Source organism: Delftia sp. WSY_12 (assembly GCF_043104645.1).
GTDB classification, from domain to species: domain Bacteria; phylum Pseudomonadota; class Gammaproteobacteria; order Burkholderiales; family Burkholderiaceae_C; genus Comamonas; species Comamonas tsuruhatensis.
This window is the reverse complement of the sequence record NZ_JBICKW010000059.1, coordinates 61,589-76,514: the sequence shown is the minus strand read 5'-3', so window position 1 is coordinate 76,514 and position 14,926 is coordinate 61,589. Positions and strand designations below refer to the sequence as shown.

Sequence of the window (14,926 nt, the reverse complement as noted above, 5' to 3'; positions counted from 1 at the left end):
CCGCGACCCCTTCGCTGCGCTGCGGGGCCACCTGCGCCGTGACGGTTGCGGGGTTCGCCGTGAAACTCTCTTCGCGCTGCGCGCTACGTTCAAACATCACGGCGAGTCAGATGACGAAGCAGTCCTGTCCTTCGGCAGGACTGCAACCCCGCAACCGCCACGACGCAGGCGCTGACATACGGGGAGTTGTTGCGGGCCTTCGCTGCGCTCGGCCTTTTTTACTGTTTCGGGATCTTGGCCTGGACGATCACGTCGCCCCAGCGTTTGATTTCCGATTGCAGCAATTGCGCGGTCTGCTCGGGCGTACTGGATTGGGCCTGGACGTTCATTTCGCGCAGTTTCTGCGTGACTTCGGGGGAGTTCACGGCGGCGGCGATTTCCTTGTTCAGGCGGGCGATGATTTCCGGAGGGGTCTTGGCGGGGGCGGCCAGGGCGTTCCAGGAAGAGGCGACGAAGCCCTTGACGCCTGACTCCTGGGCCGTGGGCACGCCGGGCAGCAGGGCCGAGCGCTTGTCGCCGGTGATGGCCAGCAGGTTGACGGCCTTGGAGTTGATCTGGCCCATGATGGGCGTGAGGATTTCCAGGGCCGCGTCGATCTGCCTGCCCCGCAGGGCCGTGACCACGGCGGGCGTGCCGTTGAAGGGCACGATCTGGGCGTCGATGCCGGCCGTGGTCTTGAACAGTTCGGCCGCCAGGTGCTGGGTGCTGCCGATGGCGATGCTGCCGATGTTGAGCTTGCCGGGGTGGGCCTTGGCCCAGGCCACCAGCTCGCCCAGGTTCCTGAAGCGCGAGTCGCTTGCGGTGAGCACGCCGATGTCGAAGTAGCCCAGGGTGGAAATCGGCGTGAAGTCCTTGACCATGTCGAAAGGCAGTTGATTGAACAGCCCCACGGTGACGGCGCTGCCGTTGGACATGAGGAACAGCGTGTGTCCGTCAGGTGCGGATTTGGCCACGGTGTCGGCTGCGACGATGCCGCCCGCGCTGGGCTTGTTGTCGATGATGACGGGCTGGCCCAGCTGCGAGGCCAGCTTTTGCGCAACGACGCGCGAGGTGACGTCGGCCACGCCGCCTGCGCCAAAGGGCACGACGATGCGGATGGGCTTGTTCGACAGGGGCTGTGCCTGGCTGGTGATGGCGGCCAGCAGCAGGGCCGCGCAGGCCAGGGCGCTGCGCGTGAAGCGGCGTTTGTTCATGGGTCTTTTGTCTCCTGGCCGGCCAGTGTGGCGCAAAAGCGCAGGCCGGCCCAGATCGCCCGTGTTCTGGCTGCTATGCCCTGGCGCAATAGCCGTGTGGCAGCCTGGCCGGGGGCTGGATCAGGCGTGCGTGATCCAGCTGCGGTGCTCGTCCGTGTCCAGGTGGTTGAGCGTGTTGAAGGTCTGCAGCATCAGGCGCTTGGGGCTGGTGGTGAACTCGGTCACGGCGCTGTTGCGGATGCGCATGTTCAGCGCAATGGTGACCTCCGGCGAGGTGCCCAGCACATGGCCCACGGCCGTGGAGATGGGGCCGCCGCTGCTGATCAGCAGCACGTTTTCGTCGGCATGGTCGTGGCGCACACGCTCCAGCACCTGGCGCACGCCGCCGGAGAAGTCGTCCCAGCTGGGCATGCCCTTGGGGCTGATGGTGCCGGCCATCCACTGGGCCAGGGCATCGCACAGCAGGCGGAAGTGGTGGCGGTACAGCTCGGGCGTGTCGGGCTTGGGCAGTGGCGCTGGGTGGATGGCCTGCAGCAGCGCGCCGCTGTCGTATTCATCGAGGCCCGCAAGCGCCTGGGTGCGGTGCTGCTCGGCAGGCAGGCTGCCCAGGCCTTCGGCAATGCCGGCCAGCGTCTGCGCATGGCGGCGCAGCGTGCCCGTGTAGACCGCGTCGAAGCGCAGGCCGCGCTCTCGCCAGTAGGCACCCAGCCTTTGCGATTGCGCCTGGCCGCGTTCGCTGAGCTGGTCGTAGTCTTCGGCACCAAACGAGGCCTGGCCATGGCGCACAAGATAGAGGGTTCCCATGGCGCGGATTGTGGCCAGCGCTGGCGCCGGCGTTTGTCCTGCGGGCGACTGGCTGCCGCCTTGGCGACAGATTCCAGCACCCCGGCAGCCCTTACAACAGCACCTGGCCGCTCACGCACTCCACCACATGGCCGCCTATCCACAGCGCGCCCTGGGCGTCCTCGCTGACATGCACGCGGCCGTCGCGGCCCACGCAGCAGCCCTGGCTGGCGATGTAGGGCGCGCGCAGCAGGCCTTCGCCGCGCAGCCACAGGGCCAGGCTGGCGTTGAGGCTGCCGGTGACGGGGTCTTCGGTGACGCCGACGGGGCTGGCGAAGCCTCGCACTTCCAGGCTGGGGGCGGCATCCGCATCGGCCCCGGCCGGGCGCTGGCCCGTGGCAAAGGCGCGTGCCTCGCGGCTGCTGCGGCCGATCAGTGCCGGTGCATCTTGCGCGCTTTCGTACAGCGCGCAGGCGCCCACCTTGGTGTTCAGCGCCTTGAGCCTTGCATGGTCGGGCTCCAGCGCCAGCACCAGGTCGGGATGCTCGAAGTGCACGCCCATCCAGCGCGGGCCGTTGTCCAGCCAGGCGGCGCGCAGGATCTGGCCGGGCTCCGCGCCCAGCGCGGCAGCCACCTCGGCCAGCAGGCCCGGCTCCACGGCGCCGATGTCGGTGGCCGGTGCCTGGAATGCCAGGCGTCCGTCCTGGCGCGCAATCGAGATCAGCCCCTTGGCGCATTCCTGCACGATGCGCTGCGCCTGCTGCGGCACGCCGCCCTGCGCCAGCCAGGCGTGGCAGCTGCCCAGCGTGGGATGGCCGGCAAAGGGCAGCTCGCCGCCCGGCGTGAAGATGCGCACGCGGTAGTCGGCGCCTGCGGCGCGGCCGGCCTCGGTGGGCGGCAGCACGAAGGTGGTCTCCGACAGATTGGTCCAGGCCGCGAAGGACTGCATCTGCGCATCGGTCAACCCGGTGGCGTCGAGCACGACGGCCAGCGGATTGCCCAGGTAGGGCCGTGCCGTGAACACGTCCACGGTCATGAAGGGGCGCTGGCGGGAGACGTATGCAGGTGTCATGGCAATGGGCAGATGGAAGGGAGGATGGAAAAGCCGACGGCAAGCCGGACTTTGGTTCGACTGCGTGTCGGCTTCCCTCTGGCCCAAGCAGGTAACTGGCCCAAACACCAGGGACGCCGAGCAAGAGCCGCCTCGCGGCGAGGGCGTCGTCCCCCTCCCTTGCGAAGCAAGTAGAGAGGGGGAAGCGGCGCTAGCCGCTCAGGGGGTGGTTTACATCGTGGAGCGGATGGCGGCAGCCAGGGCGGCGATGCCCTTGTCGATCTGCTCGGCCGACACGGTCACGTAGGACAGGCGCAGCGTGTTGGCCTGGGGCTCGTCCGCGTAGAACGGCGCGCCGGGCACGAAGGCCGTGCCGCGTTCCACGGCGGCGGGCAGCAGCTTTTGCGCATCCATGCCCTTGGGCAGGCGAACCCACAGGAACATGCCGCCCACGGGACGGGTCCACTGCACGTCCAAGCCGGCCATTTCGCGTTCCAGCGCGGCCAGCATGGCGTCGCGCTGGCGCTTGTACATGGAGCGGATGGTGGGCACGTGGCGGTCCAGGAAGCCGTCCTTGATGACCTCGGACACCACGCGCTGGTTGAAGCCGGGCGTGTGCAGGTCGGCCGCCTGCTTGGCCTGCAGCAGCTTGTTGTAGACGGACTTGGGCGCCACCAGGAAGCCGATGCGCAGGCCAGGGGCCAGCACCTTGGAAAACGAGCCCAGGTAGATCACGCCTTCGGGGTTGCGCGCGGCCAGCGGCAGGGCAGGGGGCTGCTCGAACCACAGGTCGCCATAGGGGTTGTCCTCGATCAGCGGGATGTCGAGTTCACGCGCCTTGTCCACCAGGGCCTGGCGGCGTGCCTCGGCCATGGTGCGGCCGGTGGGGTTCTGGAAGTTGGGCAGCACGTAGGCCAGGCGGGCCTTGTCGGCGCCGGTGCCGGCCTTGGCGGCGAAGTCCTCGACGAGGATGCCGTCGTCATCGCTGTCCACGCCCACGGGAATCGGTTCCTGCGGCGCAAAGGCCTGCAGCGCGCCCAGGTAGGTGGGCTTTTCGACCAGCATGCGGCTGCCGCGGTCCAGGAAGACCTTGCCGATCAGGTCCAGCGCCTGCTGCGAGCCCGTGGTGATCAGCACCTGGTCGGGGTCCACTTCCCAGGGCAGGAAGTCGGCCACGGCCTGGCGCAGGGGCGCGAAGCCTTCGCTGGTGGCGTATTGCAGGGCCGCTGCGCCATCGCGCTGCATCACGGTCTGGCAGGCCTGGGTGAACGCGTCCAGCGGGAAGGCCAGCGGCGAGGGCAGGCCGCCCGCCATGCTGATGATGCCGGGACGGTCGGTGAGCTTGAGGATTTCGCGGATGGCGGAGGGGTTCATCTTGGCAGCACGGTCTGCCAGCGTCCAGGTCGTCATAAAAAAAGCAGTTCCAGGTCTTTGCGGTGCCCGCCATGCGGGCGGGCTGGTATGGATTGCCATGCCGTCGTGGGGCACGGGCCGGCCGCATGTGAAGAGCGCAGTGCGGATGATGCTTTCGCTCTTGCGCCGGCAATGAGGGTATTTTGTCGCGGCCGTGAAGGGTCTGCGCATCCTCCCTTCAATAGCTGGGCAGGCCAGTACGGCCTTTGCCTGGGTGTGGATGGCGGACCCTCATGCGGCCACCATCCACATCGCCGTCAGCGCCAGCATGGCCGCCATGGCACGGTTGAACCACAGCAGCCTGCGTCCCTGGGCCAGCCAGTGGCGCAGCAGTGCGCCCACGCAGGCATACAGCAGATTGCTGGAGAAGGCATAGGCGGCCATGACGGGCAGCACCACGGACAGGCGCTCGCTCAGGTCGTCGTGCCCCGCCAGCCAGCCGGCCACGATGGCCAGGGCCAGCAGCCAGGCCTTGATGTTCACGAATTGCAATCCCACGCCCTGCCAGAAACCCACCTGCAGCTGCTGCTGCGATTGCAGTGACGCCATCTGTGCGCTGCGGCTCAGGCGCCAGGCCATCCACAGCAGGTAGCCGATGCCGGCGGCCTTGACCAGCCACAGCAGCAGCGGTGCCGCCACGATCGCCGCGCCCACGCCGGCCGTGCTCAGCACCAGCAGCAAGCACCAGCCCACGGGCACGGCCAGGACGAAGCGCAGCGCCGGGCGCAGGCCGTGGTTGGCGGCCAGGGCCGTGGACAGCGTGGTGTTGGGGCCGGGGCTGAAGCTCATGGAAGCGGCGAGCAGCAGCAAGGCGGTGAGTTCGGACGGTGGCATGAGGCGGTGGCCCCGGGGGTCTCCATACAGGCGGCAAGGGGCTGTTGGGGAGGAGGGCACGGCAGGCCTGCTCCGCAGCACGAATGCCTGCAATATAGGTGCAAGACCTGTACAGTACCAATACAGTTGAACCCTCAATTGCATGTTCTGTATCGGCGCCCATCCCGATACAGTGACGTTTTGGTGACTCCCTCATGCCCGTTCCCCTTTCGCGGCTGGCGCCGCAGACCCTGAGTACCCAGCTGGCCGAACGCCTGGGAGAGCGCATCCGCATGCGCCTGCTGCCGGCGGGCGCACGCCTGCCCTCGGTGCGCGAATGCGCGCGCCAGCAGGGCGTGAGCACGCACACGGTGGTGGCCGCCTATGACCTGTTGCAGGCCCAGGGCCTGGTCGAGGCGCGGCCGCAAAGCGGCTTTTTCGTGCGCGATTTCGTGCAGGACGCACCGCTGCTGCAGTCCGAACAGGCCCGCGCCGCGCCTGCGGACGAGGCCACCGGCGCGCCCAAGGGCACGCGCATCAATGCCTCCATGCTGGTGCGCGGCATGTTCCACCAGAGCGTGGGCGGCAGGCCCCAGCCCGGCGCGGGCGTGCTGCCGGCCCAATGGCTGGAGGCAGGCTTTCTGGCCGCTGCCATGCGCAAGGCCTGCTCGGGAAAATCCCTGCACGACTCCTGCGTGGGCTATGGCGACCCGCTGGGCGACATCAGCCTGCGCGAGGCGCTGTCGCGGCGCCTGGCGCGCCTGGGCATTGCGGCGGCGCCGCAGCACATCATCACCACCATGGGCGCAACGCATGGGCTGGACGTGGTCAGCCGGGCCCTGCTGCAGCCGGGCGATCCGGTGATGGTGGAGGAGCCCGGCTGGGCCGTGGAGTTCGCGCGCCTGGCATCGCTGGGCATGCGCGTGCTGCCCGTGCCGCGCGGCCCCGACGGGCCGGACCTGGCCGTGATGCAGCGCTACTGCGAAAGCTGCGCACCCAAGCTCTACGTCAGCGTGAGCGTGCTGCACAACCCCACCGGCTACAGCCTGTCGCCGGCCAGCGCCCACGAGGTGCTGCAGCTGGCGCGGCGATTCGGCTTCTACGTGGTGGAGGACGATACCTATGGCGAGATCGCGCCCGACCACGCCGCACGCATGACCGTGCTGGACCGCCTGGGCCACAGCATCTACGTGAGCGGCTTCGCCAAGCTGCTGGCACCCAACTGGCGCGTGGGCTATCTGGCGCCGCCGCCTGCGCTGGTGGAGCGCCTGGTGGACACCAAGCTGCTGTCCACGCTGACCACCCCCGCACTGACGGAACGCGCCCTGGCCCACTGCATGGACCAGGGCCAGCTGCGCCGCCATGCCGAGCGCCTGCGCCAGCACCTGGCCCAGGCCCGCATGCGCAGCGTGGCACTGGCCCAGCAGGCCGGAGCCCGCTTCGCGGCCGAGCCGGCCGGCATGTTCGGCTGGGTGGACACCGGCGTGGACACCGAAACCCTGGCCCAGCGCCTGCTGGACGCCGGCTACTTCATCGCCCCCGGCTCCATGTTCCACGCCGGCCGCCAGCCCAGCACCTGCATGCGCATCAACTTCGCCACCACGCAGGAACCCGCCTTCTGGCGCATCTTCGAACGCGAAGTCCAGGCCATGCGCGGCAGCGCATAGAAAAGGGAATGGGGCAGGGAAGGGAGACGTCGGAGAAGATCGGCATCGCCCCGCAAATCCAGATCAGACCAGGCGCACGGCGCCAAAAACCGGCGAGGCCCAAAGCGAGGGACACCGAGCAAGGGCCGCCCCGCCGCGAGGGTGTCGTCCCCCTCCCCCGCGAAGCGGGTAGAGAGGGGGAAGGCGCGTCAGCGCCTCAGGGGGTGCCCCCAGTCAATGCGCCCGCATCTTCGTACGCAGGCGCGCAATCGCCTGGCTGTGCAGCTGGCACACACGCGATTCGGTCACGCCCAGCACGGCGGCGATTTCCTTGAGGTTCATGTCGTGCTCGTAGTACATGCCCATGATGTACTGCTCGCGCTCGGGCAGGGCCTTGATGGCTTCGACCAGGGCCACGCGCAGGCGGTGGTCGCGCAGCAGCGCAAAGGGGTCGGCGCCGCTGTCGGCCACGTGGCGTTCGAGGAAGTCCTCGCCCTCGTCGCCGCCTGACATGTCTTCCAGGTAGACCAGCTGCGTGCCGCGCACCTTGCCCAGCAGCGACTGGTAGTCGTCCAGGTCCATGCCCAGCTCGTCGGCGATCTCGGACTCCAGCGGGGTGCGTCCCAGGCGCTGCTCCAGGCGGTGCAGCGCGTGCTCTATGTCCTTCTGGCTCTTGCGCGAGCTGCGGCTCATCCAGTCGCCCTCGCGCAGTTCATCGAGCATGGCGCCGCGGATGCGCTGGCTGGCGAAGGTCTCGAATTGCACGCCCTGCTCGCTCTCGAAGCGGGACAGGGCTTCGGCCAGGCCGATCATTCCGACCTGTATCAGATCATCAAGCTCCACATTGGGAGGCAGCTTGGCGATCATGTGCAGCGCGATCCGGCGTACCAGGGGTACGTGCCGACGGATCAGTGCATCGCGGTCGAGTTGGCCTTTGGCGGTGTACATGGCAGTCAGTGGCTCCAGGCATGGGATGCAGGCAGCGGTGCGTAGCCGGCGGCCAGGTCCTGGCCGCCATGCGGCAATACGCTGCCCGCATGGTTGAGCAACTGCAGCGCCAGGCGCTGCAGGTCCGGTGCATGGTGCAGGCGCACGGGCAGCAGCCCGGGCGCGTGGCCCAGATGGCGCTGTGCGCAGCGCAGCAGCGCGTCGATCTGTGACTGGCGCCGTTGCGCATCCTCGGCCTGGCTGCGGGCACCGGTCTGTCCGCGGCGCCAATCGTAGCTGGTCACATCCACGGGGTCAGCGCCGGGCAGCAGCGGCGCCAGCAGGCAGCGCAGGCCGGCATGCACGGCCAGCTGCTTGAGCTGGCGGTAGCAGCCCAGCACGCGGGGGCCGTGTTCGGGCAGCACCATCAGCGGGTGCACGGCCTGGCCGGGCAGATTGCGGGCCAGCGTGTCGGCATCGGCATACAGCATGACGATGGCATAGCCGCGCACATGGCGCTGCAGCCATTGCATGGGCGTCATGCCGGCTTGCCGTGCCTGCAGGGGCAGCAGCTCCAGGCCCTGGCGGGCAGGCAGCACGGCCACCGAGCTGTGGCGGGGGTCGGGGTGCAGGCCGGTACGGGCCTGCCAGGCGCTTTGCTGCAGCAGCTGGGCCAGGCCAGGCGCGTCGGCCGCCTCGCCCTGGCTGGCATCGAGCACAAGGACAGGCATGCCCAGGCGCTGCAGGCTGGCGCAGACCGGCCACAGCAGAGATTGCTCGGACTGACCTTCAGGGTCGGCCGCCGTGTCGCGCAGCATGGCCAGCACCCGCAGGCTGGACGGTGCTGCGGCGCCGGGCTGGCCGTGCAGGCCCAGGCCCTGGTGCAGCTGGGGGAAGGTCTCAAGCATGGCTGACCTCGCTGTCCATGGTGCTGGGGCTGGACGGGGTGAAGAAGAAGTCCAGGTCCAGCGCCTTGGGATCGAAGGCCGAGCGGGTGGAGGCGCGCATGGAGGCGGAGACCAGCTGCTGCGCATCGGCGCGCTCCCAGTCTTCGGGCACGCGCTGGCCGTTGGTCACGCCGCGCAGCTGCATCTGGTGGCGGATCAGCGTGTCCACCGAGGGGCCCAGCTTCACGGCCTCGTCCACCTTGGTGAGGATGGCCTGGCTGGAGCCGCGTGCCTTGAAGGCCTGCATCACATCGTCCAGCGCATCGCCCTGGCCGGCCGCGTTCACGGCCAGCAGCTTTTGCACGCCGGGCAGGTCCAGCAGGTCCAGGATTTCGTCCTTGCGCGGATCGCGCGGGGCCACGCCCGTGGTGTCGATCAGCACCAGCTGCTTGTTGGCCAGCAGGCCCAGCAGGTCCTGCAGCGCGGCGCGGTCATGGGCCAGGTGGGCGACCATGCCCAGCATGCGGCCGTAGGAGCGCAGCTGGTCGTGGGCGCCGACGCGGTAGGTGTCCAGGGTGATCAGGCCGACGCTGGAGGCGCCGTACTTGGCCGCGCACAGGGCCGCCAGCTTGGCCGTGGTCGTGGTCTTTCCCACGCCGGTGGAGCCCACCAGGGCGAAGACGCCGCCTTGCTCGTACAGCGGCTCCTGGCCGGCGTCGGTGCGCAGATTGCGTTCCAGCACCTGCATCAGCCAGCGCACGGCGTCGCCGGCGGACAGGTCCTGGGGCATGTGCTCGACCAGGGCGCGGGCCAGCACGGGGGAGTAGCCCGCGCGGATCAGCTTGTGCGTGAGATTGGCGTGGATGGGGTTCTGGCGCGTCTGGCCCAGCCAGGTCAGGGTGTTGAAGCGCTCTTCGATCAGGTCGCGCACGGACTGCAGCTCATCGCGCAGCGCCTGGGAGGCCATGGCTGGAGCGGGTTCGCTGCGCAGGGGCTCGCGCAGCGGCGCCTCGGCGCTGGCGCGCAGCGGATTGTGGCGGGCCACGGAAGGCGCGGGCTGTGCCTTGAACGGCTGCTGTGCGGCCATGGGGGCGGCGGCCGGCGCTTCGCGCAGGGCGTCGCCCAGGCTGCGGCGCTGGGCAAAGCTGGGCAGGGGCTCGTCGACGCCGGCCTCGTGACGGCGGCGCAGCATGCGTTCGCGCACGTAGTCCTGGAAGGACAGGGTGCTCATGGCCAGTTGCTCGGTGTCTTCCTGCACGCTCTGGCGCAGGCCGGCGGGCTCGGCACCATCTGCCGACAGCGAGGCTGCCAGCGAAGCCGCCTGTGAGGGCGCCGGCGAAGCCTGCTGTGCCGTGCGCGGCTGGGTATGTGCCTGGATCAGCTGGGCCTGCAGCTGGGGACGCAGGCCCGTGGTCTCCTCGGCCGAGCGGCGCTCGATGGCTTGCTGCAGCGGCGTGCTGCTGGCGGCGGCCTTGCTGTGCTCCAGCGTGTCCTCGGCCGTGGCCATGACCTCGACGCCGTCGGGCGTGCTGCGGTTGGACAGGATCAGGGTGCCCGCTCCGAAAGCCATGCGCGCCTTGGCCAGGGCCTCGCGGGAGGTAGGGGCGTAGAAGCGTTTGATGTTCATGCGGATGCACCTTTAAGAATCGAGCCGATGCGGATGGTGTGCGTCTCGGGGATCTCGCTGTGGGCGAGAACCTGCAGACGCGGCGCCACGCGGCGCACCAGGCGGGCAATGGAGTTGCGGATGGAATCGGGGACCAGCAGGCAGGCAGGCAGGCCCAGCTCTTCTTGCTGGTTGGCCATGTCGGCCGCCTTCTGGGTGAGGATCTCGGCCACGCCGGGATCCAGTGAGGGGGCGCCGGGGTTGGACAGGGCCTGCACCAGCAGGCGCTCGAGTCCGGGCTCGATGGCGATGACGTTCAGCTCGCGGGTCGGGCCGTAGATCTGCTGGACGATGGACGGCGACAGCGCAATGCGCACGCGGCGGGCCAGCTCGACGGGGTCCTGGGTGGTCGAGGAGTGCTCGGCCAGCGTCTCGATGATGGTGCGGATGTCGCGGACGTGCACCGAGTCTTCCAGCAGCAGCTGGAGCACTTTCTGGAACGTCGTGATGGACACCATTTTCGGAATGACTTCTTCGATCAACTTGGGAGCCAGCTTGGCCACATGCTCCACCAACTGCTGCGTCTCGGTACGGCTGATCAGCTTGGCGGCATGCACTTGCATCAAGTGTGACAAATGGGTGGCCATCACGGTTTCCGAATCAACCACGGTAAAGCCTGCCATTTGTGCCGCTTCCTTCTGGCGTTCGTCGATCCAGTGGGCGGGCAGGCCGAAGGCCGGGTCGGTGGTCTGGGTGCCGATCAGCGGGGTGCTGATGCCGCCCGGATTGATGGCCAGGAACATGCCGGGGAAGGCCTCGCCCTCGCCCACCATCACGCCGCGCAGGGTGATGCGGTAGGCGCTGGGCTTGAGCTCCAGGTTGTCGCGCACATGCACGGCCGGGGGCAGAAAGCCCACTTCCTGTGCGAACTTGCGGCGCACGCCCTTGATGCGGGTCAGCAGGTCGCCCTGGCGGCCCTTGTCCACCAGGGTGATCAGGCGGTAGCCCAGCTCCAGGCCCAGCAGGTCCACGGGCTGCAGGTCGTCCCAGGTGGCTTCGCCGTCGCTGGGCGCGGCCACGGGGGCGGGGGCCTGGGTTTGCTGGGCGGCGCGTTCCTGCTGGCGGCGCGAGAGCATCCAGGCCAGCCAGCCCAGCAGTGCGCCCGTGCTCAGGAACACGACGTGGGGCATGCCCGGAATGACACCCAGCAGGCCCAGCACACCGGCCGTGATGCCCAGCACCTTGGGCGACATGAACAGCTGCTGCGCGATCTGCTGGCCCATGTCGGTTTCCTTGCCCACGCGCGAGATCACCATGGCCGCGGCCACCGAGATCAGCAGGCCGGGGATCTGTGCGACCAGCGCATCGCCCACGGCCAGCAGGATGTAGCTGTCGGCGGCCTGGCCGGCCGACAGGCCGTGCTGGATCATGCCGATGGCGAAGCCGCCGATGATGTTGATCACCAGGATCAGGATGCCGGCGACCGCGTCGCCGCGCACGAACTTGCTGGCACCGTCCATGGAGCCGAAGAAGTTGGCTTCCTCCTGCACCTCGGCGCGGCGGCGCTTGGCTTCCTTTTCGTCGATCAGGCCGGCGTTCAGGTCGGCATCCACGGCCATTTGCTTGCCGGGCATGGCGTCCAGGGTGAAGCGGGCCGAGACTTCGGCGATACGCTCGGCACCCTTGGTGATCACCACGAAGTTGATCACCACCAGGATGGCGAACACGATCAGGCCGACCGCGAAGTTGCCGCCGATCAGGAAGTGGCCGAAGGCCTCGATCACCGCACCGGCCGCTCCGGGGCCGGTGTGGCCTTCCAGCAGCACCACGCGGGTGGAGGCCACGTTCAGCGACAGGCGCATCAGCGTGGTCAGCAGCAGCACCGAGGGGAAGGCCGCAAAGTCCAGCGGCCGGATCATGTAGGCCGCCACCATCATCACCATCAGCGCCACGGCAATGTTCAGCGTGAAGAACGTGTCCAGCAGCCACGGCGGAATCGGCAGCACCATCAGCGCCAGGATGGCCACCACCAGCAGCGGCGCCATCAGGCCCTGGGCGAACCTGGTGTTCTCGCCCGACCACATCGATTGCAGGGATTGGAGCGGATTCGTCGTCATGGAGCAGTACCTTCAGTGGTCGCGGCGGCGGGCGCGCGGCGGCCCTGGTGCGGATCGAGTTCGGCGGGCACGGCGGGTTCGCCGAGATCGCCAGGCATGGGGCCTTCGCCGCGCAGCGCGGCCTTCAGGCGGTAGACATAGGCCAGGACCTGGGCCACGGCCGTGTACAGCGCGGCGGGAATGGCCTGGTCCAGGTCGGCGTGCGCGTACAGGGCGCGCGCCAGCATCGGGGATTCGAGCACCGGTATCTTGTGGGCGCCCGCGACCTCGCGGATCTTCAGCGCCACCAGGTCCGTGCCCTTGGAGATGACCTGCGGGGCGGCCATGGTCTTTTCGTCGTAGCGCAGCGCCACGGCATAGTGCGTGGGGTTGGTGACCACGAAGTCGGCGCGCGGCACGGCGTTGACGCTGGCACGGTCGGCGATCTCGCGCTGCTTCTGGCGGATCTTGCTCTTGATCTGCGGGTTGCCGTCGGACTCCTTGTGCTCCTGCTTGACTTCCTCGTGGCTCATCTTCAGGCGCGACTTGAACAGGTAGGCCTGCAGCGGCACGTCGATCACGGCCATCAGGAACACCACCAGCAGCAGCAGGGCCACGCCGCTGGCCAGCCACTGCCCGGTCATGGTCAGCGCCATGGCCGAAGGCTGGGAGGAGATGGCGGCGATCTCGGCGATGTGGCTGCTCAGGAACTTCCAGGCCACGAAGGAGAGGATGGCCGTCATCGCCACCATCTTGGCCACGGTCACCATCTGCTGCTTGGAAAACAGATTGGTCAGGCCCGACAGCGGGTTGAGGCGGTTGAACTGCGGCTGTATGGGCTTGAGGCTCAGGATCCAGCCGCCGGCCAGCATGCCCGACAGCACGGCCGCGGCCGTGGTCACGGCGGCAACGCCCAGGGAAATCTTCAGGCCCAGGCTGCCCATGGACAGCATGCGCTCCATCATCAGGGCCGGGGTCTTGGCCGTGTGCGCGTCGAACGCCAGTTGCTGGGCCAGTGCCATGCGCAGGTGCTGGATCAGGGGCTCGGCGCCCATCAGCATCATCAGCGCGCCCGTGCCCAGGATGGCCAGGTGGGACAGGTCCCGGGAGCGCGCACCCTGGCCGTCAGAACGCGTTTTCTGCAGTTTGCGTTCGGTGGCTGGCAGGTTTTTGTCTTGGCTGGAGTCCATGGCGCAATGACGGAAGGATTTGCGTCATTGTCGGAACAAGCCGGATGGGCGAAGCCCCGATAAGCAGGGCTCAAGCGGCGCTTATGCGCTGTCTGGGGTGTGGTGCGGCAGGCAGCGGCACGCCGGCAAACCCTTGCCCCGCAGCGGGAAGGGTTGCCGTGCAAATGCAAATGCAAAGGCGCATGGCGCCCCGGGGTGTGTCAGAACCCCAGACTGGCCAGCAGATCGTCCACCTGGGACTGTGAAGTCACCACATCGGGTGTCTTCTCGGGATCGACCACGGGGCCGGCCAGGTGCTCCTTGGGCTTTTCCAGCGGCTCCAGCGCCGTCTGCTGCGGGTTGGGCGAGGTCTGGATGAGCAACTGCACCAGCTGGTCCTCCAGGTCGGCGGCCAGCGACACCACGCGGGCGATGACCTGGCCCGTGAGATCGTGGAAGTCCTGGGACATCATGATCTCGGTGAGGTGCTCATCGGCCTGCTGCGTGTCCTGCTCGACCTCTTCGAGGAAGTTCATCACCCGGCCCTTGGCCACGGCCGCCACGGGATCCTCGACCAGCTGCGCGCGCATGGCGCGCACGCGCTCGGCCAGCCGGTCCTGCTGGCTCTTGGCCAGCTCGACACGGTTGAGGACCTTCTCGGCGGCCTCTCCGGTCAGCCGCGCAATGTAGGAAAGGCGGCTTTGCGCATCCGGCAGCTCTCCCATGCTGCCGCGCAATCGGTCCGCATAGCCCAGCTCGTTGAGCGAGTCATGCAGCTGGCGCGTGAGAACGCCTACCTTGTAGTGGACGCTGTCGGGGACATCCGGGTTGCTCATGGCGCGCGCCCTACAGGCCCAGCTTTTTGAGGATCAGGTTGACTTTCTCTTCCAGCGTGGCCTTGGTGAAGGGCTTGACGATGTAGCCTGCTGCACCGCCCTGGGCCGCTGCCACGATGTCCTCCTTGCGGGCCTCGGCCGTCACCATCAGCACGGGAAGGTGCTTGAGTTTGTCGTCCTGCTTGATTTCGGTGAGCAGCTGGAAGCCGTTCATGTTCGGCATGTTGATGTCCGTCACCACGAAATCGAACTTGCTGTTGCGCAGCTTGTGCAGTGCCACGACGCCGTCTTCGGCTTCATCGGCTTCGGGAAAGCCGCTCTCCTTGAGCAGATTGCGCACGATGCGCCGCATGGTGGAGAAGTCGTCAACGATCAAAAAACGCAGGGCATTAGCCACGTGAGGCCCTTTCGGTCGGTAGGTGCTCGGTACTGGTAAGAATCCGCCGCGATGGTAACAATATGAAACCTTCTTGGCGCAATGTGGGAATTTTCCTGCTTTTCGGCAG

General features: G+C 68.1%; 13 protein-coding genes. 1 reads left to right on the top strand and 12 read right to left on the bottom strand.

Annotation, left to right across the window (positions count from 1 at the left end; translation table 11 throughout):
- Positions 1-218 precede the first annotated feature (218 nt).
- The 5 genes from ACF8LI_RS25950 to ACF8LI_RS25930 form a co-directional block, all read right to left on the bottom strand.
- Positions 219-1,193, bottom strand: a complete 975-nt coding sequence (locus ACF8LI_RS25950) for a Bug family tripartite tricarboxylate transporter substrate binding protein (RefSeq protein WP_392414512.1) — start codon at positions 1,191-1,193, stop codon at positions 219-221.
- Between the two features lie 120 nt (positions 1,194-1,313).
- On the bottom strand, positions 1,314-1,997 hold the full coding sequence (locus ACF8LI_RS25945) for a histidine phosphatase family protein (protein WP_392414511.1): 684 nt from the start codon (positions 1,995-1,997) through the stop codon (positions 1,314-1,316).
- Between the two features lie 91 nt (positions 1,998-2,088).
- Positions 2,089-3,048 carry a PhzF family phenazine biosynthesis protein gene (locus ACF8LI_RS25940; protein ID WP_392414510.1) on the bottom strand — a complete coding sequence of 320 codons (960 nt, stop codon included), beginning with the start codon at positions 3,046-3,048 and terminating at the stop codon, positions 2,089-2,091.
- A gap of 210 nt (positions 3,049-3,258) precedes the next feature.
- Positions 3,259-4,437, bottom strand: coding sequence for a PLP-dependent aminotransferase family protein (locus ACF8LI_RS25935; protein WP_392414509.1), 1,179 nt, complete (start codon positions 4,435-4,437; stop codon positions 3,259-3,261).
- Between the two features lie 234 nt (positions 4,438-4,671).
- Positions 4,672-5,274, bottom strand: coding sequence for a LysE family translocator (locus ACF8LI_RS25930; RefSeq protein ID WP_016449284.1), 603 nt, complete (start codon positions 5,272-5,274; stop codon positions 4,672-4,674).
- 194 nt (positions 5,275-5,468) lie between these two features.
- Between ACF8LI_RS25930 and ACF8LI_RS25925 the strand changes: the two genes are divergently transcribed.
- Complete coding sequence (locus ACF8LI_RS25925) at positions 5,469-6,920, top strand: PLP-dependent aminotransferase family protein (RefSeq protein ID WP_016449285.1); 1,452 nt, start codon at positions 5,469-5,471, stop codon at positions 6,918-6,920.
- A 213-nt stretch (positions 6,921-7,133) separates the two neighbouring features.
- Here ACF8LI_RS25925 and ACF8LI_RS25920 read toward each other — a convergent pair whose 3' ends face one another.
- The 7 genes from ACF8LI_RS25920 to cheY all read right to left on the bottom strand — a co-directional run bounded on the left by ACF8LI_RS25920 (position 7,134) and on the right by cheY (position 14,817).
- Positions 7,134-7,847 carry an RNA polymerase sigma factor FliA gene (locus ACF8LI_RS25920; RefSeq protein ID WP_012202528.1) on the bottom strand — a complete coding sequence of 238 codons (714 nt, stop codon included), beginning with the start codon at positions 7,845-7,847 and terminating at the stop codon, positions 7,134-7,136.
- A 5-nt stretch (positions 7,848-7,852) separates the two neighbouring features.
- Positions 7,853-8,734 carry a hypothetical protein gene (locus ACF8LI_RS25915; RefSeq protein ID WP_016449286.1) on the bottom strand — a complete coding sequence of 294 codons (882 nt, stop codon included), beginning with the start codon at positions 8,732-8,734 and terminating at the stop codon, positions 7,853-7,855.
- A complete protein-coding gene (flhF, locus tag ACF8LI_RS25910; protein ID WP_016449287.1) occupies positions 8,727-10,340 on the bottom strand; it encodes a flagellar biosynthesis protein FlhF in 1,614 nt (537 codons plus the stop codon). The genes ACF8LI_RS25915 and flhF overlap by 8 nt, the downstream gene beginning before the upstream one ends.
- Entirely contained in the window at positions 10,337-12,436 is a 2,100-nt protein-coding gene (flhA, locus tag ACF8LI_RS25905; RefSeq protein WP_016454350.1) for a flagellar biosynthesis protein FlhA, read from the bottom strand. The genes flhF and flhA overlap by 4 nt, the downstream gene beginning before the upstream one ends.
- On the bottom strand, positions 12,433-13,605 hold the full coding sequence (locus ACF8LI_RS25900) for a flagellar biosynthesis protein FlhB (RefSeq protein ID WP_016449289.1): 1,173 nt from the start codon (positions 13,603-13,605) through the stop codon (positions 12,433-12,435). Before ACF8LI_RS25900 ends, flhA begins: the two co-directional genes overlap by 4 nt.
- 200 nt (positions 13,606-13,805) lie before the next feature.
- The gene (locus ACF8LI_RS25895) at positions 13,806-14,420 is read right to left on the bottom strand and encodes a protein phosphatase CheZ (RefSeq protein WP_016449290.1); all 615 of its coding nucleotides are present in this window, start codon (positions 14,418-14,420) and stop codon (positions 13,806-13,808) included.
- A 10-nt stretch (positions 14,421-14,430) separates the two neighbouring features.
- Entirely contained in the window at positions 14,431-14,817 is a 387-nt protein-coding gene (gene cheY, locus ACF8LI_RS25890; RefSeq protein WP_012202534.1) for a chemotaxis response regulator CheY, read from the bottom strand.
- Between the last annotated feature and the right edge of the window lie 109 nt (positions 14,818-14,926).